The sequence below is a fragment of the Rubricella aquisinus genome, from assembly GCF_014199445.1.
Lineage (GTDB): Bacteria > Pseudomonadota > Alphaproteobacteria > Rhodobacterales > Rhodobacteraceae > Rubricella > Rubricella aquisinus.
The window spans coordinates 45259-65943 of record NZ_JACIJS010000009.1 but is presented as its reverse complement, the minus strand read 5'-3'; the positions used below and the strand labels follow the sequence as shown (position 1 = coordinate 65943).

At 63.3% G+C, this 20685-nt stretch carries 15 protein-coding genes; 2 read left to right on the top strand and 13 right to left on the bottom strand.

Annotated elements, in window-relative coordinates; translation table 11 throughout:
• Positions 1-7: 7 nt before the first annotated feature.
• From glgX to FHS89_RS14150, 6 genes are all read right to left on the bottom strand, one after another.
• A complete protein-coding gene (glgX, locus tag FHS89_RS14175; RefSeq protein WP_184012825.1) occupies positions 8-1831 on the bottom strand; it encodes a glycogen debranching protein GlgX in 1824 nt (607 codons plus the stop codon).
• Positions 1832-1833: 2 nt separating this feature from the next.
• Positions 1834-3258, bottom strand: a complete 1425-nt coding sequence (glgA, locus tag FHS89_RS14170) for a glycogen synthase GlgA (RefSeq protein WP_184012778.1) — start codon at positions 3256-3258, stop codon at positions 1834-1836.
• On the bottom strand, positions 3259-4515 hold the full coding sequence (glgC, locus tag FHS89_RS14165) for a glucose-1-phosphate adenylyltransferase (RefSeq protein WP_184012777.1): 1257 nt from the start codon (positions 4513-4515) through the stop codon (positions 3259-3261). It lies immediately after the preceding gene.
• 34 nt (positions 4516-4549) lie between these two features.
• Positions 4550-6715 (bottom strand): 1,4-alpha-glucan branching protein GlgB, encoded by a 2166-nt coding sequence (gene glgB / locus FHS89_RS14160; RefSeq protein WP_184012776.1) that lies wholly within the window; start codon positions 6713-6715, stop codon positions 4550-4552.
• Positions 6716-6818: 103 nt separating this feature from the next.
• Positions 6819-9284 (bottom strand): glycogen/starch/alpha-glucan phosphorylase, encoded by a 2466-nt coding sequence (locus FHS89_RS14155; RefSeq protein WP_246413930.1) that lies wholly within the window; start codon positions 9282-9284, stop codon positions 6819-6821.
• A gap of 108 nt (positions 9285-9392) precedes the next feature.
• Complete coding sequence (locus FHS89_RS14150; protein WP_184012775.1) at positions 9393-10865, bottom strand: alpha/beta hydrolase; 1473 nt, start codon at positions 10863-10865, stop codon at positions 9393-9395.
• Between the two features lie 145 nt (positions 10866-11010).
• On the opposite strand from FHS89_RS14150, the gene selD reads away from it, so the two are divergent.
• Entirely contained in the window at positions 11011-13194 is a 2184-nt protein-coding gene (selD, locus tag FHS89_RS14145) for a selenide, water dikinase SelD (protein WP_184012774.1), read from the top strand.
• Here selD and mnmH read toward each other — a convergent pair.
• The gene (gene mnmH / locus FHS89_RS14140) at positions 13191-14246 is read right to left on the bottom strand and encodes a tRNA 2-selenouridine(34) synthase MnmH (RefSeq protein ID WP_184012773.1); all 1056 of its coding nucleotides are present in this window, start codon (positions 14244-14246) and stop codon (positions 13191-13193) included. The genes selD and mnmH overlap by 4 nt on opposite strands.
• Before the next feature lie 154 nt (positions 14247-14400).
• On the opposite strand from mnmH, the gene FHS89_RS14135 reads away from it, so the two are divergent.
• On the top strand, positions 14401-15414 hold the full coding sequence (locus tag FHS89_RS14135; RefSeq protein WP_184012772.1) for an extracellular solute-binding protein: 1014 nt from the start codon (positions 14401-14403) through the stop codon (positions 15412-15414).
• Positions 15415-15660: 246 nt separating this feature from the next.
• On the opposite strand, the gene FHS89_RS14130 is transcribed toward FHS89_RS14135, so the two are convergent.
• The 6 genes from FHS89_RS14130 to FHS89_RS14105 all read right to left on the bottom strand — a co-directional run bounded on the left by FHS89_RS14130 (position 15661) and on the right by FHS89_RS14105 (position 20671).
• Positions 15661-16341 carry an EI24 domain-containing protein gene (locus tag FHS89_RS14130; protein WP_184012771.1) on the bottom strand — a complete coding sequence of 227 codons (681 nt, stop codon included), beginning with the start codon at positions 16339-16341 and terminating at the stop codon, positions 15661-15663.
• Complete coding sequence (locus FHS89_RS14125) at positions 16338-16919, bottom strand: nitroreductase family protein (protein ID WP_184012770.1); 582 nt, start codon at positions 16917-16919, stop codon at positions 16338-16340. Before FHS89_RS14125 ends, FHS89_RS14130 begins: the two co-directional genes overlap by 4 nt.
• 58 nt (positions 16920-16977) lie before the next feature.
• Entirely contained in the window at positions 16978-17559 is a 582-nt protein-coding gene (locus FHS89_RS14120) for an FMN-dependent NADH-azoreductase (protein ID WP_184012769.1), read from the bottom strand.
• Between the two features lie 96 nt (positions 17560-17655).
• On the bottom strand, positions 17656-18147 hold the full coding sequence (locus FHS89_RS14115) for a DUF1993 family protein (protein WP_184012768.1): 492 nt from the start codon (positions 18145-18147) through the stop codon (positions 17656-17658).
• The gene (gene aspS, locus FHS89_RS14110; protein ID WP_184012767.1) at positions 18140-19912 is read right to left on the bottom strand and encodes an aspartate--tRNA ligase; all 1773 of its coding nucleotides are present in this window, start codon (positions 19910-19912) and stop codon (positions 18140-18142) included. Before aspS ends, FHS89_RS14115 begins: the two co-directional genes overlap by 8 nt.
• A 117-nt stretch (positions 19913-20029) precedes the next feature.
• A complete protein-coding gene (locus FHS89_RS14105; RefSeq protein ID WP_184012766.1) occupies positions 20030-20671 on the bottom strand; it encodes a CPBP family intramembrane glutamic endopeptidase in 642 nt (213 codons plus the stop codon).
• Positions 20672-20685 lie beyond the last annotated feature (14 nt).

The window sequence follows — 20685 nt, the reverse complement described above, 5'->3', positions numbered from 1 at the left end:
CGAACAATCACCCGGCCTGTCCTTCGATCATGATCACACTCCGCGCCGGCACCATCTGGTCCTCCCGCGTGAAATGCACCGGCGCGTCCGTGCCGTTCACGAGGATCGCGATCGTCGGCAGCACCTTGGCAAACGCCCGCCTGGCCCAATCCTCGGGTCGCATCTGCCCGCCATCGGGGCGATGCCATGTCACGGTTTCATCTGTGAGGAACGCCAGATCGCGCAGATCGGGATGCGCACGCCGCATCTGGCCGAGTGCCTGCGCGTGGGCCTCAATCTCCAGATCACGGCCTGCCCAATCCAGCCATGTGATCTCATTATCCTGCGCATAGGCATTGTTGTTGCCCTGCTGGCTGCGGCCAAACTCGTCGCCTGCGGTCAGCATGATCGTGCCGCGGCTGGCGAATAACGTGCCAAGCAACGCCTTCACGTCCTGCCGTCGTGCCGCTGTCACACGCGGGTCATCACTCGCGCCCTCAACCCCGTTGTTCCAAGAGATATTCTCGTTATGGCCGTCGCGATTGTCCTCGCCATTGGCATGGTTGTGCTTGTGGGTATGGGCAACCATGTCCCACAGAGTAAAGCCGTCATGGGCGGCAATGAAATTGACGCTGCGCGTCGCAGCACCGTCAAACACATCGCTGCTACCCGCAAGCCGCGTGGCCAGCACCCCAGCCCCCACATCGCCCCGCCAGAACCGGCGCATGTCATCGCGCGCGGCATCGTTCCATTCCAGCCAGCGATCCGGGAATTTCCCAAGCTGATAGCCCCCCGGCCCGATATCCCACGGCTCCGCAATCAACACGCGGGAGGAGATCACGGGACAGGCTGCCATCTCCTGAAACAGCACCGCCTGCGCAGAGAACCCGTCCGCATTCCGCCCCATGATCGGGGCCAGATCAAACCGGAAGCCATCCACCCCGCAGCGCGCGAAATGGCGCAATGTCTCAAGGATATCGGCCCGCACCGCATCCCGCGCGCAATCAACCGTGTTGCCGCAGCCCGTGTCATTCACCAGCCCATGCGGCCCTGTGCGGTACACGTCAGGGTCCAGCCCGCGATAGCTCAGGGTTGGCCCGCCGGTGTCACTCTCCCCGGTGTGGTTGAACACCAGATCAAGGATCACGCCGATCCCCGCCGCGCGCAGCGCCGCGACCGTCGCCTGTAATTCCGCCACCCCACCGGGGCAGAGGCGCGGATCAAGTGCGCGGAACGTCACCGGGTTATAGCCCCACGCATTCGTCAGGCCGAGGGGCGGCAAATGCCGCTCGTCGATCCACGCCGTGATCGGCATCAACTCCACCGCATCAACGCCCAGCGCCGTCAGATGCGCAATCACACTCGGATGGGCAAGGGCCGCGACGGTGCCGCGCTCAGCCTCCGGCACATCGGGGTGGCGCATGGTGAAACCGCGCACGTTCAACTCATAAATCAGCCCACCCGGCTGGAACAAAGGCGCGGGGGGCTGCCCGCTCAGGGGCGCGCGCAACAGGCCCCATGGCATCAAATCCCCCGTCTCCGCCCCATATTCACCAAGAGCCGGATCGTATCTGTAAGCCCGGTCAATTTCGGTCACGGCTGGGTCGATCAGGCGCTTTGCGGGATCGAACCACAAGCCCTGCTCCGGCGCGTGCGCGCCCTCCGCCCGGTAGGCATAGCGCGCGCCATCGCCGAGACCGGGCAGGTCTATCGTCCAATGCGCACCCTGTTGCGTCATCGGGTGCCGCACCTCCTGCCCTGCCTCCAACAGACAGAGCGACACCGCCCGCGCGCGGGGTGCGTGCACGCAGAACCGCGCGCCCTGCGGGGTCACGTCAACACCTGCTTTCATGCTCACATGAGGCTCCGGTAGAGGGCGGCGTATTCGCGCGCTGACTGCTCCCACCCCACATCGGCGCGCATCCCGTTGACCTGTATCCGCTGCCAGATGTCGGGCTGGGCATGAAGGGCCACCGTCCGCTCCACCGCTCCGATCAGCGCGGTGCGGGTCACGCCGGTGAATTGCACGCCCGTGGCCACGCCCGCGCGCACCCCGGCCATATTCGCATCAACCACCGTGTCATTCAGCCCGCCGGTGCGGGCGACGACCGGCACACAGCCATAGCGCAATCCGTAAAGCTGGGTCAGGCCACACGGCTCGAACCGGCTGGGGATCAGGATTGCGTCCGCCCCGCCCTGCAACAGATGGCTCATCGGCTCGCTATAGCCGATCTTGACCCCGATCTTGCCCGGATGGCGGGCTGCACCCGCGTGGAGCGCGCCCTCCAGCCCGCGATCCCCGGAGCCTAGGAGCGCAAGTTTCGCCCCCGCGCGCACCAGATCGTCAAGGCTGTCGGCCAGCACATCCATGCCCTTTTGCCATGTCAGGCGAGAGATCACGCACAGGATCGGCTCCGGCCCGTCATCCAATCCGAATGCGTCCTGCACCGCCGCGCGGTTCGCGCTGCGTTTCGGCAGGCGGCGGGGACCGTATTTCGCGGGCAAATGCGGATCCTGAGCCGGGTTCCATTCGGTGGTGTCGATCCCGTTGACGATGCCGATCACCCGGTCCCGTTTCGCCGCGACGACCCCTTCCAACCCCATGCCGAACTCCGGATGCAGGATTTCCTGCGCATAGGTCGGGCTGACGGTGGTGATCGCATCGGCAAGCTGCATCCCGCCCTTGAGGAACCCCACATCGCCATAATACTCGATCCCGTCGATCCCATGCGCGGCATCCGGCAGGCCAAGCTGGCTGAAGATATCTGCACGGAATTGCCCCTGAAACGCGATGTTATGGATTGTCATCACGCTGGGCTGGTGTGCGCCGCCGAACCGCAGATAGGCAGGGACCAGCCCCGCCTGCCAGTCATGCGCATGGACAAGATCGGGCACGAAACCGGGCACCAAGCCTTTTGCGATCTCGCCCGCCACGAAACTGAGCGCTGCAAAGCGGTGCCAATTGTCGGGCCAGTCTGTCCCGGTGGCATCCGTGTATGGCCCGCCCGGCCTGTCATAGAGGGCGGGCGCATCCAGCACAAAGAGGTCAAGCCCGCCTTCCGTGACCGCAAGCACCCGCGCCTCAACCCCGAGCGCGCTGACGCGCGCGGCGACCTTGGCCCCCTTGATCCGCTCCATCACCGCCGGATAGCCCGGCAGAAGCGTGCGCATCTCTATCCCCTCAGGCGCAAGGGCGGCAGGAAGCGCCCCCACGACATCAGCCAACCCACCGGTCTTGATCAGCGGAAATGCTTCGGAGGAGACAGAAAGGAGCTTCATTTACTGGTCCAGCTTGTTGATCATGTTTTGCGTGATGAGACAGACGCCATTTTCCGTGCGGCGGAACCGTTTGGCGTCCAACTCCGGGTCTTCGCCGACCACCAGCCCCTCCGGGATGATGACGCCACGATCCAGAACAACCTTGGTCAATCGCGCCCGCCGGTTGACGACGCACCCGGGCAGGATCACCGCCTGATCGAGGTAGGAATAGGAATTCGTGCGCACCCCGGTAAAGCAAAGCGAATTCGACATCTCCGTCCCAGAGATGATGCAATCCCCGGCAACGAGCGAGGTCACCGCATAGCCACGGCGCCCCTCTTCGTTATGCACGAATTTCGCGGGTGGCTTCACTTCCGCATAGGTCCAGATCGGCCATTCCGTGTCGTAAAGGTCCAGCTCCGGCACCGTGTGGGTCAGGTCGATATTCGCCTGCCAATAGGCATCCACGGTGCCCACATCGCGCCAATAGGAGCCATGCTCGGACGGGGAGCGCACGCAGGAACGGGGGAAGCGGTGCGCCTGTGCGCGCCCTTTGGCCACAATCTTGGGGATGATATCGCCACCGAAATCATGCTTGGAGTTCGGATCGTCCGCGTCCTCTTTCAGCAACTCGATAAGATACTTCGTCTCAAAAACGTAGATGCCCATGGACGCCAGCGCCAAATCGGGTTGCGCTGGAATGCCCGGCGGATCAGCGGGCTTCTCCACGAAATCGGTGATCGCGTCGCTTTCATCCACGGCCATGACGCCAAAGCCCGTGGCCTCCATCCGGGGCACTTCAAGACAGCCCACGGTCACATCCGCGCCGGACCGGACGTGGTCCTGCAACATCTGCTCATAGTCCATCTTGTAGATGTGATCGCCCGCAAGGATCACCATGTATTTCGGGGCGGCGTCCTCGATGATGTCGATGTTCTGGAACACCGCGTCGGCGGTGCCCTCATACCAGTTGTCGCTGGTCCGCTGCGACGCGGGCAGAATGTCAAAGCTCTCGTTCCGTTCAGACCGCAGGAAGGTCCAGCCCCGCGTGAGGTGCCGGATCAGGCTGTGCGCCTTATACTGGGTCGCAACACCGATCTTGCGGATGCCGGAATTGACCGCGTTGGACAGCGCGAAATCGATGATCCGCGCCTTGCCCCCGAAATAGACGGCGGGTTTCGCGCGCACATCCGTCAATTCCTTGAGGCGGCTTCCCCGGCCCCCAGCGAGGACATAGGCCATCGCGTCACGGGCAAGCGGTGCATTTCTGTGTTCCATTCTTGTTTCTCCCTGTTATGCGTCCCGTCCGGGTTTACCCCGGATCATGCGCCAAAATGAGTGTGGATAGCGGCGGCAGGGTCAGCGTAAGGCGGTTGCCCTTGGCCTCTACCTTGCCCGCGTTCCCCATGCCGGAGCCGCCATAATCCGCGGCATCCGTGTTCACGATCTCCGACCATGTGCCGGTCAAATCATCGGGAAGCGGAATGTCATAGCCTTCGCGGGGCACGGGCGTGAAATTGGTGACGACCAGAACAGGCTCGCCCCCCGGTGCACGCCGGACCCAGGCAAAGACCGAATTTTCCGCGTCATCCGCCACGCACCACACAAAACCGTCGCTTTCATTATCTCGACCATGGAGCGCGGGATAATCGCGGTAAACCCGGTTCAGATCACGCACGGTGGATTGCACGCCCTTGTGCATCGGATCATCCAGATGCCACCAGTCGAGCGCGCGGGCCTCTGCCCATTCGCCGCGCTGGGCAAATTCCTGCCCCATAAACAACAGCTTCTTGCCGGGATACCCCCACATGAAGCCATAATAGGCCCGCAGGGTCGCGAATTTCTGCCAGTCATCGGCGCCTGACATCTTGGTCAGCATCGAGCCTTTGCCATGCACCACCTCGTCATGGCTGATCGGCAGCACGAAATTCTCCGAGAACGCATAGACAAGGCCGAAAGTGATCTCCCCATGGTGATGCTTGCGGTATATCGGCTCCTTTTGCAGATAGCTCAGCGTGTCATGCATGAAGCCCATGTTCCACTTGAACCCAAAGCCAAGCCCGCCCTGATCGACCGGGGCAGACACGCCGGGAAAGGCCGTGCTTTCCTCCGCGATGTTCATCATATGCGGGTGGTGGGCGTACACTTCGGTGTTCATGCGGCGCAGGAAGGCGATCGCCTCCTTGTTCTCGCGCCCGCCTTCATCATTGGGGATCCATTCGCCCTCTTTCCGGCTGTAATCGCGGTAGAGCATGGAGGCCACGGCATCCACGCGCAGGCCGTCCACATGATACCGCTCCGCCCAAAACAGCGCGTTGTTGACGAGGTAATTCTCCACCTCGCGCCGCCCGAAATTGTAGATGAGCGTGTTCCAGTCGGGGTGATACCCCTCCTTTGGGTCCGCGTGTTCATAAAGATGCGTGCCGTCAAATTGGCCCAGACCATGCGCGTCGGTTGGGAAATGGGCGGGCACCCAATCCAAGATCACGCCAAGCCCGGCCGCGTGTGCGCCCTCAACAAACCGGGCCATGCCGTCCACATCGCCAAACCGGGCGGAGGGTGCGTAAAGCCCGGTGGTTTGATAGCCCCAGCTTGGATCATAGGGATGCTCGGACACAGGCAGAAATTCGATATGGGTAAAGCCCATATCCACCGCGTAGGGGATCAGGCGATCCGCCATCTCGTCCCACGTCAGAAAACCGCCATCATCGGCGCGCTGCCATGACCCGGCGTGAACCTCATAGATCGACACGGGCACGCGGCGTTTATCGACGCCCGCCCAATGCTCCATATGGCCCTGATCCTGCCACTCATGCCCGCCTTTGCGATGCACGCGGGAGGCGGTTTTCGGGCGCATCTCACTGGCAAAGGCAAACGGGTCCGCCTTGAGCGGCATCAGGCGGCCATCATTGGCGACGATCTCGTATTTATAGGCGGTGCCATCGGGCACGCCGGGGATGAATATCTCCCAGATACCATTGCCGAGCCGCTTGCGCATCGCGTGGCGGCGACCATCCCAATGGTTGAACTCCCCCACGACGCTGACGCGCTGCGCGTTGGGGGCCCAAACGGCAAAGCTGACGCCCTCCACACCCTGATGCGTGGTGACATGCGCGCCCATCTTGTCAAACAGGCGCAGATGCGACCCCTCCCCGATCAGGTAGTCATCCAACTCCCCCAGAACCGGGCCGAAACTATAAGGATCAAGATAGGACCACTCCGCGCCATGGCCGCGCGCGCGCAGGCGCACCGGGCCGATTTTGGCCGCTTCTCCATCGAAAAAGCCCTGACTGTCGCGGCAGGTCAGTTTGCCCAGCGGTTTGCCATCCGGGGTTTCGACGCTGACTTCTTCGGCACCGGGAACAAAGGCACGCACGATCCCGTCATGCACCCCCAGCACCGAGAAAGGATCACCATGCCGCCCCGCCAGAATTGCCGCGATATCGTCCCTGTTGGTCAGCGCTGCCGGCTGGGTCATTCCTGTCTCCCGTTTGTCGTGGGTGCGGGGCGCGATCCGCCCCGCCTGTCCTTCATACTTCCCTAACTATCGCATCAGAGCTTGGGTTGGTTCCGTGCCGGGATCAATCCAACACGCCCCAGATTTCGCGCGCGTATTGCCGGATCGTCCGATCAGAGGAGAAATAGCCCATCCGCGCCGTGTTGCGGATCGCCATCGCGTCCCATGTTGCGGGCGTTTTCCACAGGCCATCCACATGGCGCTGCGCGCTGGCATAGGCCTCAAAATCGGCCGCGACCATGAACCAGTCGGATGTGCGCAAACCGCCGATCAAATCGCGGTAGCGGTGCTCATCACCGGGGGAGAACACGCCGCTTTCAATCGCGTTGAGCGCCTGTTTCAACTCGGGCGATCCGTCGATGATCGCGGACGGGTTATGCCCGTCGCGCCGCGCGGCCTCGACTTCTGCTGCGGTCATGCCAAAGATGATGATGTTGTCGTCGCCGACATTCTCTTTCATCTCCACATTCGCGCCATCTAGCGTACCGATGGTCAGCGCACCATTGAGGGCAAACTTCATGTTGCCGGTGCCCGATGCCTCCATCCCCGCGGTGGAGATTTGCTCCGACAGGTCCGCGCCCGGCACCATCACTTCGGCAAGGCTGACGTTGTAATTCGGCAGGAACACCACGCGCAAAAGATCGCGCACCGCCGGATCGCGGTTGATCGCGCGCGCCACGTCATTGGCCAGTTTGATGATCAGCTTGGCGTTATGATAGCTCGGTGCGGCCTTCCCGGCGAAGAATTTGACGCGCGGCGCCCAGTTCCGCTCAGGATGGCTGCGCATCTGATCGTAGAGTGCTACTGTCTCGATGATATTGAGAAGCTGGCGTTTGTATTCATGGATACGCTTGATCTGGATATCGAACATCGCGTCAGGATGGACGGTAAGCCCGATGCGATCCTTCACCAGATCGGCAAGTTTGCCCTTATTCGCCCGCTTGATCGCGCGGAAACGTTCCTGAAACGCGGCGTCCTCCGCCACGGTATCGAGCGCCTTCAACTGATCAAGATCGCTGAGGATGTCATCGCCCGCCACCTCGCGGCAGAGCGCGTACAAATCAGGGTTCGCCTGCGCCAGCCAACGGCGCGGGGTGATCCCATTCGTCTTGTTGTTGATCCGCAGCGGATAGAGTTTGTGATAATCGGCAAACACCGTCTTTTTCATCAGATCGGTGTGCAGCCCCGAGACGCCGTTGATCGAATGCGCGCCCGCAAAGGCAAGGTTGCCCATCCGCACCCGGCGCTCCCCATTCTCATCAATCAGGGACATGGCCGCGATCTGCTCATCCGAGAAGGCGTTGGTGACGCGCACCTCTTTGAGCACCCGCGCGTTGATCTGGAAAATGATCTGCATATGGCGCGGCAACATCCGCTCGAATAGCGGCACGGCCCAGCTTTCCAGCGCCTCGGGTAGCAGCGTGTGGTTGGTGTAGGCGATGGTCCGCTTGGTCAAATCCCACGCGTCGTCAAACGCCATGCCGTGCACGTCCATCATCAGGCGCATCAGCTCCGCCACGCTGACCGCCGGGTGCGTGTCATTAAGCTGTATCGCGACCTTATCGGCCAGATTGCTCAGGCTGTCATATTGCTGCAAATGCCGGCGCAGAATGTCCTGCAAGCTGGCGGAGCAGAAGAAATACTCCTGCCGCAGCCGCAATTCCTGCCCAGCGAGCGTTTCATCGGCGGGATAGAGCACGCGGCTCAGCGCCTCCGCCTTGTTGCTGTCCTGAAGCGCGCCGATATGGTCGCCCGCGTTGAACGCCTCAAGCCGGATCGGATCCAGCGGTTCGGCCTTCCACAGGCGCAAGGTGTTCACCCGTTTGGCCTGCCAGCCGACGATGGGCGTGTCATACGCCTCCGCCATGTAGCGCTCTCGCGGGGTCCAGATGCAGGTGTCATTGTCGTCATAATTCACATGGCCGCCGAACCCGATCTCATATGAGGATTCGCGGCGCGGGAATTCCCATGGATTGCCGTGTTGCAGCCATGTCTCCGGAAACTCGACCTGCCAGCCATCGCGCACATCCTGCCGGAACAGCCCATGCACATACCGAATGCCGTAGCCGTAAGCAGGCACATCCACGCTCGCCATGCTTTCCATGAAACACGCGGCCAAACGGCCAAGGCCGCCATTGCCAAGTGCCGCATCCGGCTCCAATTCCGCGAGGATATCATAGTCCACGCCCAGATCGCTCAGCGCGGTTTGCAGGTTCTCCATCAGGCCAAGGTTCGTGACCGCATCCCGCAAAAGCCGCCCGATCAGGAATTCCGCCGACAGGTAGTAAACCCGCTTGCCCTGTTTGGCATAAGTCTCCCGCGTGGAATGCATCCACTGATCCACGATCCGGTCGCGCACCACCAGCGTCGCTGCCGTCAGCCAGTCATGCTCCGTCGCGGCGGCGGCGTCCTTCCCGATGCGGTAGGTCAACCGCTCCGTGATCTCAGCGGCCAATGTGGTCGGGTCGCTTTCCCGTGCGGTGGGGCGGGGCAAGTTGGTGACGTCATTCATCGGTGCGGTCTGGGTCATAGTCTTTCCAATCATGTGGCGCGCGGTCTGCGCGACTGATTAACGATCTGACCCTAAGCACCGTTCCGCGCGGGTTGCAAGCCGAACCTCAAACCGGTTTGGAAGCCTCTAACCCGCAAACATCGGAAAGGTCACACCCAGTGACCACGCCAGCACCAGCCCAAGCCCCAGCCCCACCGGATAGGGCGTGCCGATCCGGCGGCCCACCCATCCGCCCATCAGCCCGAACACACTGAAAAACAACACAATCACCGGCAGAATGATCAGAAGGAACATCAGCCCCTCGAAATCCAGCGCCACGGCGATGCCGAGTGAGCCGAGAAACGCGAGTTTTACAATCAGCCGACGCCATATCGGCGCAGCCCCGCCCGCGCTCAGGATCGCATCCGACAGCATGTAGGGAATGGCCCCCAGACACAGCACCGCAATGACCGCGATCCGCCCGGCATGGGGCATGAAACTCGAAACATACCGATCCAGCGCCCCGCCAAACACCGCAATCCCGTAAAGCGCCAACACCCCGCCCCAGATCAGCGCCCGCCCGTCTCTGCGCAGTATCCCCGCGCGCCACAGAATGAACAGGCTCAGGCCACCATAGACCAGCATATGCAGGCCAAGGTAGTCCGCGACCAACACCGGCAGGACGCGAAATTCAACGGGCCACAACAGGAGCGGCGTGATCAGCGCGGGCAACAGGCTCGCTTGCCAGAACACGCCACGCGGGATCGCCGCCGCCTGCCGGGGGGCCACCGGGGCCAAGCGGCTCAGGGGCCATGCGAGCACCGCAAGACCGCCAAGCAGCAACAAAATCCAGCCGCCGCGAAGGGTGACCGCTCCGTCAGCGCTCTGGCCAAACCCCTCCCCCAGCCATGCCCGTGCTTCCCGCAGGCTGGTGCCGGAATACAAGACCCCCACATGCTCGACCGAGGGCGCGAGCACCGCGCGCCTCGGCGGCGGGCCAACCGTCTCGCCGTAATCCGCACCCGGATCAACGAGCCTGAGCGCCCGCAGGGCTTCCTCCGCCAGCAGCCCCTCCCACTCTCCGGTCAGGATCAAAAGCCGCACGGGCGCATCCGCCGTGACCGCTTCGGAAAACATGGAGATCGCGACAACGGCCTCAACCCGGGCATCCTCCAGCGCTTGCCGCACGATAATGTCAGAGGCCATGGAATGCCCCAAAAGGGCCACGCGCCCATCGGCCCATGGCTGCGCCAGTGCCGCGTCCGTCACCGCGCCGACCTCGTCCATCAAAAGGCGCGTGGTCCCGTCGATCCGCGTCACATCTCCCGACATCGGCACCGGATTGCGCCCGTGCCCCGCGAAATCAAAGCTAACAGCGGCATACCCGGCCTGCGCCAGCGTGAGAGCAAAGGGCTCCATCAACTGCCGCGATCCGGCAAAGCCATGGGCGATCACCACCACCGGGCGCGGCGTGTCCCCGGCGCGGTAGACGGTCGCGGGGATGGCCCCCACGTCCAGCGCCTCGATCTCCAGCCCCGCCCGATCCCGCTCCAACTGCCAGACGGACACGGCAATCGCAGCCAGCGCACATACCGCGATGATCCAAGCGCGCACCCTCATCCAATTCACTTTCTTCAAATATACCCCGCCGGAGGCTTCCGCGTGATCAACCTGTGCTGACTTTCCCGTGACGCGCGCCCGGCGTCCCTCGCCAAACCACCTAGGACGATATAGTCAAAGTTCATATGGAAAGACGAGGCCCGCCATGCACCTGCCCCTTCCCCTGACGCGCGATGTCGTCCTGATCGGCGGCGGCCACACCCATGCGCTTGTGCTGCGCAAATGGGGCATGGCCCCGCTGCCCGGCGCGCGCCTGACCCTGATCAACCCGGCCCCGACGGCACCCTATACCGGGATGCTGCCGGGGCATGTCGCGGGGCATTACCCGCGCGAGGCGCTCGATATCGACATGGTCACGCTGGCGCGGCACGCGGGCGCGCGCCTGATCCTTGGTGCGGTAAGCGCGATTGACCGGAGCACGCGGCGGATCACCGTGCCCGGGCGCGCCCCGATCCGCTATGATATCGCGTCGATCGACATTGGCATCACCTCCGCCATGCCCGAGCTTCCCGGCTTTGCCGAGCATGCCGTCCCGGCCAAGCCGCTTGGCCCTTTCGCGGGCGCATGGGAGGCGTTTCTGGATGCGGCGCGCGCCCGGACCCTGCCCGCCAATGTCGCCGTCATCGGCGGCGGCGTCGGTGGGGTGGAATTGTCCCTCGCCATGGCGGAGCGGATGCGCCGCGCGGGCCTATCGGAGTATCGCATCACGGTGCTGGAAGCGGGGCCTGTGGCGCTGAATGGCATCGGGGAGGGCGCACGCCGCGCCCTTTTGGCCCATATGGCGCGGCTCGGTGTGACCCTGCGCACCGATGCGCACCCTGCCCAGATCCATGCCGATCATATCGTGCTGGCGGATGGCGACACGCTGCCTGCTGGGTTCGTCACCGGGGCGGCGGGCGCGCGGCCCCATGGCTGGCTGGCGGATACCGATCTTGATCTGGAGGACGGGTTCATCCGCGTTGATGAGTGCCTGCGCTCCTCCGATCCCGCGATCTATGCGGTGGGGGATTGCGCGCATCTTTCTCACGCGCCACGGCCCAAGGCGGGCGTGTTCGCGGTGCGCGAAGCTCCGAAGCTAGCCCATAACCTGCGCGCGGACCTCACCGGCGGGCAGCGCAAACCGTTCCATCCGCAGCGCGATTACCTCAAGCTGATCTCCACCGGGGGCAAGGGCGCGGTCGCGGACAAGTTCGGCCTGACCTTTGACGGGGCTTATCTGTGGCGGCTGAAAGACCGGATCGACCGCAAATTCATGGACCAGTTCACCCATCTGCCCCGGATGCAGCCCCCTGCCCTGCCGCGTGAGGTGGCCCATGGGCTGCGCGATCTGCTAGGGGACACACCGCTGTGCGGTGGATGCGGGGCGAAGGTCGCGCAAGCCGATCTGAAAACGGCGCTTGCGACACTGCCAACACACACCCACCCGGACGTGTTGCAGGGCGCGGGCGATGACGCGGCAGTGTTGCGCCATGGCGCTGGCGCGCAGGTTATCACGACCGACCATATCCGCGCCTTTGTCGAGGATCCGTGGACCTTCGCCAAGATTGCCACCGTACACGCGCTTGGCGATGTGTGGGCGATGGGGGCGGCACCGCAGGCAGTGCTGGTATCCGCCACACTGCCGCGCATGACCGGGCCGATGCAGGCCGACATGCTGGCCGAACTCCTAACCGCTACGCAACAGGTGGTCGAGGACGCGGGCGCAAGCATTGTGGGCGGGCACAGCAGTGTCGGTGCGGAGTTCTCGCTGGGGGTCACGGTCACCGGCCTTCTTGAAGGGCAGGCCACGCGCCAATCCGGTGCCCGGCCCGGCGATGTTCTGATCCTGACCAAGCCCATCGGCAGCGGCACCCTTCTGGCGGCAGAGATGCGCGGTCAGGCGCGCGGGCGCGATGTGGTGGATGCCTATGCCAGCATGATGCGTCCGCTGGCGCGGGATGCGGCCTGCCTTGCCCCCGTGGCCCATGCGATGACGGATGTTACGGGCTTTGGCCTTGCTGGACATCTGATGACGATGCTGGAGCAATCAGGGGCCGCCGCGACACTGGCATTGGATGCGGTCCCCGTCCTGCCGGGGGCAGCGGACTGCGCGGCAGCAGGCATCCGCTCCAGCCTGTTTCCGGCCAATGAGATGGTGCGCCACCGCATGACCCTGCCGGATCACCCGGCGGTGCCGCTTCTTTTCGATCCGCAAACGGCGGGTGGATTGCTTGCCGCCGTGCCAGCGGATCACGCAGAGGCCGTCTTGTCCGAACTGGCGTCACAGGAAGTGCCAGCCGCCCGGATCGGGGAGGTTACCGAAGGCACGCCATGGATTGAGGTGATCTAGCCGCTGATCCGTACTACCGCCGCGGCGATGCCGGGGGCGGCAGTGGCCAGCGCGCTGTCGGTCAGGCTGTCCAGCGTGATGACCTCCTCCGCGCGCCCGTCTATCCGCCCACGCTGCTTTTCGTAGCGGGGATCGTAATGCTCGGCCATCAATGCAGCGGCCAGCTCCTCAAACGCACCCGATTGGGCGAGCCGCTGCCAATCATGGATTTTCTCATGGCCGTGCATCGGCACCAGCCGCGCCAGAACCTCCCGCAACCGCGCCTCATCCGCGACGATATCGGCATAGGCCCGCGTCAGATAGGACGCGCGCGCGGATAGCGGCGCGCTCAGCCGCAGGCGCGGGGCGTCGACCATGGCTTTCCACAGAGTTGGCGGCAGGGACAGCGCGCCGATTTTGCTCGATTCGGCCTCCACCACGACCGGGCGTGTGGGATCAAGGGCGACGACCTCTTGCGCGAGATACCCCTCAAACATCTTTTGCGACGGTTGCCCGCCCCGCGCCCCAAAAACGGAGCCGCGATGATTGGCGAGCCCTTCAAGGTCGATCACCTGAACGCCCTGCGCGGCAAGATGCGCCAGCATGTCGGTCTTGGCGGTGCCGGTGTTTCCGTCCAGCACCACGATCCGTGCGGGAAAGGGCTGGTGATAAAGCTGTTCGACCACGGCCCGGCGATAGGTCTGATATCCACCCTCCAGCGTTTCCGCGCGCCAGCCAACCTGGCTCAGGATCAGCGCGAAACTGCCCGACCGCTGCCCCCCGCGCCAGCAATAGACCAGCGGGCGATAGCCGCCGGGCTTATCCGCCAGATAGGTTTGCAGATGGGCGGCGGCATTGCGCGCCACGAGGGCGGCCCCGATCTTGCGCGCGCGGAATCGGCTGTCCTGCACATAGATGGTGCCGACCTCTGCCCGCTCCTCATTGCTCAGGACCGGCAGGTTCACGGCGCCCGGAATGTGATCTTCGGCGAATTCGGCAGGGGAGCGCACGTCGATCACCTCGTCAAAGGGCAGATCGGGCAGGTTTGTCAGCGATGGCAATGGGATACTCATGCGCTCTCATACCCTGACCGGAGAGCGGCGGAAAGGTGCGACAGAAAGCCCGAGTGAAACACTCGAAATTAATTCTTGATCTTTTCCATCAGGTACGCGACATGTGTACCCGACTGATACAGTCGGAAATTATTTCACCAGCTTGGAGTGATCCATGTCCTACCGCAAAACTGCCCTGACCACGCTGTGCGTTGCCGCCATCGCCGCGCCCGCATTCGCTGAGGAGTTGAACCTCTACTCCTCCCGTCACTATGAGACCGACGAGCGGCTCTATTCCGATTTCGAGGAAATGACCGGGATCAAGATCAACCGGATCGAAGGCAATGGGGACGAACTGATCGCCCGGATGCAGGCCGAGGGTGCAAACTCCCCGGCGGATATCCTGTTGACCGTGGACACCTCCCGCCTGACCCGCGCGAAAGACGCGGGCGTGCTGTCCTCCATCGACAGCGACGTGCTGGAGGCGCGCATCCCCGCGCAGCTTCAGGATGATGACAACCAGTGGTTCGGCTTCTCCCAGCGTGCGCGCATCCTGTTCTATGACAAGAACGATGTTGCGAACCCGCCGCAAACCTATGCTGACCTTGCCGATCCGCAATATCGCGGCATGGTCTGCATCCGCTCTTCCACCAATGTCTATTCCCAGACCATCCTCGCCGCGATGATCGAGCATCTGGGCGCTGAGGCCGCGAAAGACTGGGCCGAAGGCGTCTATGCCAACTTCGCCCGCGCCCCGCAGGGTGGCGACACGGACCAGATCCGTGGCGTTGTGTCCGGTGAGTGCGACATCGCGATGTCCAACACCTACTATTTCGGCCGCGCGGTGCGCCGTGAGGTGTCCGGCGTGTCCGACAGCCTCGATATGATCGGCTGGGTGTTCCCCGATCAGGCGGGCAACGGCGCGCATATGAACCTGTCCGGCGGGGGCGTCGCAGCCCATGCGCCGAACCGGGAGAACGCGATCAAGTTCCTTGAATACCTCGCCTCTGATCAGGCGCAGCAGTATTTCTCTGCCGGGAATGACGAATATCCGGCGGTGCCGGGCATCGGCCTGTCCCCGAGCGTGGCCTATATGGGCCTGTTCAAGGCAGACGACGTGGACCTCTCCGCAGTGGCCGAGCATATCGGTGAAGCGCAGCAGATCTTCAACGAGGTTGGCTGGCCGTAAGCCGACCCATATTCAAGCACCTGACCCCTCCCGCTGCCCGGCGCGAGGGGTTTTTTATGTGGGTGGGGAGCCGGATCGCGCCCTCCCTCGGGTGGGCGCTCCCGACGTAAAGCAGTGCGCTTTATCGCGATGCATCCTCCACCGCTCACGCGAGGCGACACGCGGAAATGCGCCCTCCCATGGGGGAGGGAGGGCGCGGTCCGGCGCCTTCGGCTTTGCCCCGGACCATGGACGAAAAACAGCGCCCTAACGCGCCGCGACCCGATGAAACAGATGGGTGAACGCAGCCACCCCGATCAATGGCACAAGCACACCCGCAAACGGGATCGACAACGGCAGCGCCAGCATCACGCCCATGCCCCAGATCACGCCCTTGTTCCGCTGGCGCAGGGCGGCGACCTCTTTCGGGGGCAACCGTCGCAGGGCGACAAGCTGGAAATACTCCCGGCCCAAAAGATACCCGTTCAGCCCGTAAAAGATGAACGGCGCAAGCGGCAGAAAAATCAGGTAGACGATCAACGCCGCAAGATTCGCCCCCACGACCACGCCGAAAAACCGCAGCGCATCCACGAACGAGTCCGAAATCGACAGGCGCGCCGCCGCAGGAAGGCTCGGATAATGCCGCTCCTCCACCGCTGAGGCGATGTCATCTAGGAAAAAGCCGATCACGATGCTGGCCACGGGCAGCATCAGAAAGACCGACAGCAACAGCGTCAGCAGCGCACTCACGATCCCGGCAGTTGCACCGGGATCAATCACCCCGATGAACGGCAAGGTAAACGCCCCAAGGGAGCCAACCAGATAGCCAATCGCGATCACCGCCCCGATCAGCACCGCGATGGTGATCCCGAGCGCCTTCAGAAACACCCCGCGAAACGCGGGATCGGTGGCCTGTGCGATGGCCTTGGACAAGGATGAAAAGATCATGCGTCAACCCAGGTCGTGATCGCTGCCATGGCGGGGCGGGGGCGTTCTGGCGGGGCGATCGTCTCTGTCCCGATATGGATGAAGCCCGCGACGGTTTCATGATCCTCCAGCCCAAGCCCTTCCCGCAGCCACGGACGATCGGTTGCCATCCATGCGGTCAGCCAATTGGCACCCCAACCGCTGGCTAGGGCCGCGTTGAGGGCGGCCAGACAGGCCGCGCCCGCGCTCAGGATCTGTTCGCCTTCGGGGATCTTGTCTGACGGTTTCGGCGCGGCAATCACCGCGATCACGAGCGGATTGGCTTCAAAACCATGGGCGTGCTTGTCAAGCTTGTCAGGGTCTACCCCTGCCTCCACCCCGCGCCGCCGGGTCAGGGCGCCCAGCCGGGTTAGGGCCGCGCCCTCCAGCACGATGAAGCGCCATGGCTCCAGCTTGCCGTGATCAGGGGTGCGCGCGGCAGCCTGAAGGATCACCTCCACCGTTTCACGATCCGGCCCCGGCCCGGTCAGCGTTTTGGCGGGGCGCGACCGGCGGGTCAGCAGAAAGTCGATCACGTCGGGGCGGGGGGTCAGCGGCATGGGAAGTCCTTTCAAGTCTTCCCACAATGTCGGCCCCGCCCCTGCGGGATTCAAGGGGTCAGGCAGCCTGAGACCGGGTGAGCGCCTCAATCTGCGCCCGCGCCGCGTCAACCGCATCGGGATTGGCCATCTGTCGATCCGCGCCGATCACGGTCACATCCGTGATCCCGATAAAACTCAGCACATGGCGCAGATAGGGCGTCGCGAAATCCACCGGCGCATCGACCGGCACACCGCCGGAGGTGACGACGAGAAAGGCGCGCTTGCCCTTGAGCAGCCCCTCCGGCCCATTCTCGGTATAGCGGAATGTGCGGCGGGCGCGGGCGATCTGGTCAATCCAAGATTTCAGGCTGGCGGGGATGCTGAAATTGTAGAGCGGCACGGCAATGACGAGCGTATCTGCGGCCTCCACCTCCGCGATCAGTTCGTCCGACTGGGCAAGCTCGGCCTTTTGCGCATCGGTCCGCGCGTCGGCCTCTGTCACGTTGGCGGCGATCCAATCGGCGCTGACCATCGGAAGGCCTGCGGAAACGTCGCGGGTGACAACCGGCGCGCCAAGCCGCTCTGCCAACAGCGCGGACAAATCACGAGAGGTGGACCCAACGGTGCGCGCGCTGGACTGGATAAGAAGGGTGGTCATGGGGATGCTCCATCTGTGTTGATGGAGTGCATGTGGGGTGGGAATGACGCGCATCAATCGCAGGTTTCTACCCAAACTGTCGCCAATCAGGAAACGTCAATCGCTGAAGCTGAACCCAGCCTCGTAAACATGCACGCCGTCAAAATCGGCCTTGCCCACCGCAACGCCCTTGGACCGCAACAGGGCATAGACCATCGCCATATGAAACTGGATGTTGGGAATGCCAAATTGCAGAAGGAAAGTCTCCGCATCCAAGTCTCGGATGCCCTGCCCCGCTTCTACGCTGTAGCGCCGGTTGCCCGCATCAGCGAACATCGGGGGTGTGAGCAAGCCAAGCTGGGCGCGCGTCGCCCGCACGACATCGGCAAGGGGCAGATCATCCGGGCTGGGCGGCACGGCCTGCCCGGCAAGGGGGCAGGCAACGCGCAGGGTAAACTGCGCCGCGATGCGCGCCTGTTCCTCAAGATCGAACATATCGGGCGCGAGCCGCGCGTCCTCCAGCCCCATTGCCCTGGCAATCAGGCCGTCCAACCGCGCCAGATACCCATCAAACACGGGCACCACGCTGGCATAGGGCAGGTCAGTCACGCGGAATGACGCGCAGCCCCAATTCGCGCAATTGCTCATTCGTCGGGTCGGACGGGCCGCCGAGCATCAGGTCTTCGGCGCGCTGGTTCATCGGGAACATGATGACCTCACGGATATTCGCCTCATCGGCCAGAAGCATCACGATCCGGTCGATCCCGGCGGCACAGCCACCATGGGGCGGCGCGCCGTATTTGAACGCGTTGACCATGCCGCCGAACCGCTTATCGACTTCCTCATTCGGATAGCCCGCCAGTTCAAAGGCCTTATACATGATCTCAGGCTTATGGTTTCGGATCGCGCCGGAGATCAGCTCATAGCCGTTGCAGGCCAAATCATACTGATAGCCAAGCACCTCTTCCGGGTCGCCATTGAGCGCGTCCATCCCGCCTTGTGGCATGGAGAACGGGTTGTGCGAAAAGTCGAGCTTGCCCTCGTCATCCCGCTCATACATCGGGAAATCCACGATCCAGGCAAAGGCGAAACGGTCCTTATCGGTGAGGCCCAACTCCTCCCCGATCACGTTGCGCGCACGCCCCGCGACACCCTCAAACGCGGACGGCTTGCCACCGAGGAAGAACGCGGCGTCGCCAATCCCCAGCCCAAGCTGCTGGCGGATCGCCTCCGTCCGCTCCGGCCCGATGTTTTTGGCGAGCGGGCCTGCGGCGTCCATCTGACCGTCCATGTCGCGCCAGAAGATATACCCCATCCCGGGCAGCCCTTCCTGCTGGGCATACTTGTTCATCCGGTCGCAGAATTTGCGGCTGCCGCCCGTGGGGGCCGGGATCGCGCGAACTTCTGTTCCGTCCTGCTCCAACAGCTTCGCGAAAATCGCGAAGCCCGAGCCACGGAAATGTTCGGACACGTCCTGCATCTCAATCGGGTTGCGCAAGTCCGGCTTGTCGGAGCCGTATTTGGCCAGCGCCTCTTTATAGGGAATGCGCGGCCATTCGGCATCCACGCGGCGGCCTTTGCCGAACTCCTCAAACAGACCGGTGATCACCGGCTGCACGGCGCTGAACACGTCCTCCTGCTCGACAAAGCTCATCTCGACGTCAAGCTGGTAGAAATCGGTCGGGGAGCGGTCGGCGCGCGGGTCCTCATCGCGGAAACAGGGGGCAATCTGGAAATAGCGGTCAAAGCCGCCGACCATGATCAACTGCTTAAATTGCTGCGGCGCCTGCGGCAGCGCGTAGAATTTGCCGGGATGCAGGCGGCTTGGCACCAGAAAATCGCGCGCGCCTTCGGGGCTGGATGCGGTGATGATCGGGGTCTGGAATTCGGTAAAGCCCGTGTCCCACATCCGGTTGCGCAAGCTGCGCACAACATGGGAGCGGAGCATGATGTTGTCATGCAGCTTCTCCCGACGCAGATCGAGGAAACGGTACTTCAGGCGCGTTTCCTCCGGGTAGTCCTGATCGCCGAACACCGGCATTGGCAATTCGTCCGCGGTGCCAAGCACTTCCAGATCACGCACGAAAATCTCCACCTCACCAGTGGGGAGTTTCGGGTTCACGAGTGCGGCATCCCGTGCCTTCACCGTGCCATCAATGCGGATCACCCATTCAGAGCGGACCTTTTCCACATCCTTGAACGCCGGGCTGTCCGGGTCGGCCAGCACTTGCGTGATGCCATAATGGTCGCGCAGGTCGATAAAGAGGATGCCGCCATGATCGCGCACCCGATGCACCCAGCCCGACAGGCGGACAGTCTCGCCCACATTCTCCTTGGTGAGATCGGCGCAGGTGTGAGAACGGTAACGGTGCATGGCGGGCATCCTTGGGATCAGGTCAAAACGGCTCGCGCCGATACACCGCACAGGGGCGGATGTGTCAAGGGGTGGGGTGCCAACAGCCGCAACGATAGCGGGGCCAAGGGGAGAGCGCTAAACCGCCCCCGAATAAAACAGCCGCCCCAGCCCGCTGGTGAACACGATCTGCCCGGCTACCGCGTGCATCACCACTGCCAGCCAGAACGAGCCGCGCACATGATAGGCCCATGCAAACGCCAGCCCGCCGCAGAACGTCATCGCCAGCACCAACGCATCCCAATACATCAGATGCGCCAGTGAAAAGAGTGCTGCGTTCACCCAGATCAGGCTGCCAGCGGGCATCAGATCGCCATAGCGGCGGAAAAACAGCGGGCGAAAGATCACCTCCTGCGGCAGCGCGCTGACAAGCGGATAAAGCAGCATGATCATCAGCCACAGCCCGGTTTGCGTGCGCGGCAGGATGAGCGCGTTCTCCGGCATCAGCACCATCACCGCAATGGCCGAGGTCACGACCGTGCTTGCGCCGAGCAGCGCTAAGGCCCGCCAATCGAATTGCCCCCGGTTCAACTCCGCCCATGAAAAGCCCGGCGTGATGTGCAACAGAACGATACCGGCAAAGGTCGTCACACCCAGCACCGTGAACATCATCGTGGGCGGCAGCAGAAAAGCGAGCACCAAGGGCGTGCCGACAAACAGCGCGATCATCTCCGCCCAGCGCAGGCTGACGCGGTTTCTTGTGATGATCCTTGTGCTCATGTGCCCTGCCTTTC

Bases quoted from the DNA above. Each gene is read 5' to 3' on its own strand.
- glgX (WP_184012825.1), bottom strand. From the start codon at position 1,831: ATGAAAGCAGGTGTTGACGTGACCCCGCAGGGCGCGCGGTTCTGCGTG.
- glgA (WP_184012778.1), bottom strand. From the start codon at position 3,258: ATGAAGCTCCTTTCTGTCTCCTCCGAAGCATTTCCGCTGATCAAGACC.
- glgC (WP_184012777.1), bottom strand. From the start codon at position 4,515: ATGGAACACAGAAATGCACCGCTTGCCCGTGACGCGATGGCCTATGTC.
- glgB (WP_184012776.1), bottom strand. From the start codon at position 6,715: ATGACCCAGCCGGCAGCGCTGACCAACAGGGACGATATCGCGGCAATT.
- FHS89_RS14155 (WP_246413930.1), bottom strand. From the start codon at position 9,284: ATGACCCAGACCGCACCGATGAATGACGTCACCAACTTGCCCCGCCCC.
- FHS89_RS14150 (WP_184012775.1), bottom strand. From the start codon at position 10,865: ATGAGGGTGCGCGCTTGGATCATCGCGGTATGTGCGCTGGCTGCGATT.
- selD (WP_184012774.1), top strand. From the start codon at position 11,011: ATGCACCTGCCCCTTCCCCTGACGCGCGATGTCGTCCTGATCGGCGGC.
- mnmH (WP_184012773.1), bottom strand. From the start codon at position 14,246: ATGAGTATCCCATTGCCATCGCTGACAAACCTGCCCGATCTGCCCTTT.
- FHS89_RS14135 (WP_184012772.1), top strand. From the start codon at position 14,401: ATGTCCTACCGCAAAACTGCCCTGACCACGCTGTGCGTTGCCGCCATC.
- FHS89_RS14130 (WP_184012771.1), bottom strand. From the start codon at position 16,341: ATGATCTTTTCATCCTTGTCCAAGGCCATCGCACAGGCCACCGATCCC.
- FHS89_RS14125 (WP_184012770.1), bottom strand. From the start codon at position 16,919: ATGCCGCTGACCCCCCGCCCCGACGTGATCGACTTTCTGCTGACCCGC.
- FHS89_RS14120 (WP_184012769.1), bottom strand. From the start codon at position 17,559: ATGACCACCCTTCTTATCCAGTCCAGCGCGCGCACCGTTGGGTCCACC.
- aspS (WP_184012767.1), bottom strand. From the start codon at position 19,912: ATGCACCGTTACCGTTCTCACACCTGCGCCGATCTCACCAAGGAGAAT.
- FHS89_RS14105 (WP_184012766.1), bottom strand. From the start codon at position 20,671: ATGAGCACAAGGATCATCACAAGAAACCGCGTCAGCCTGCGCTGGGCG.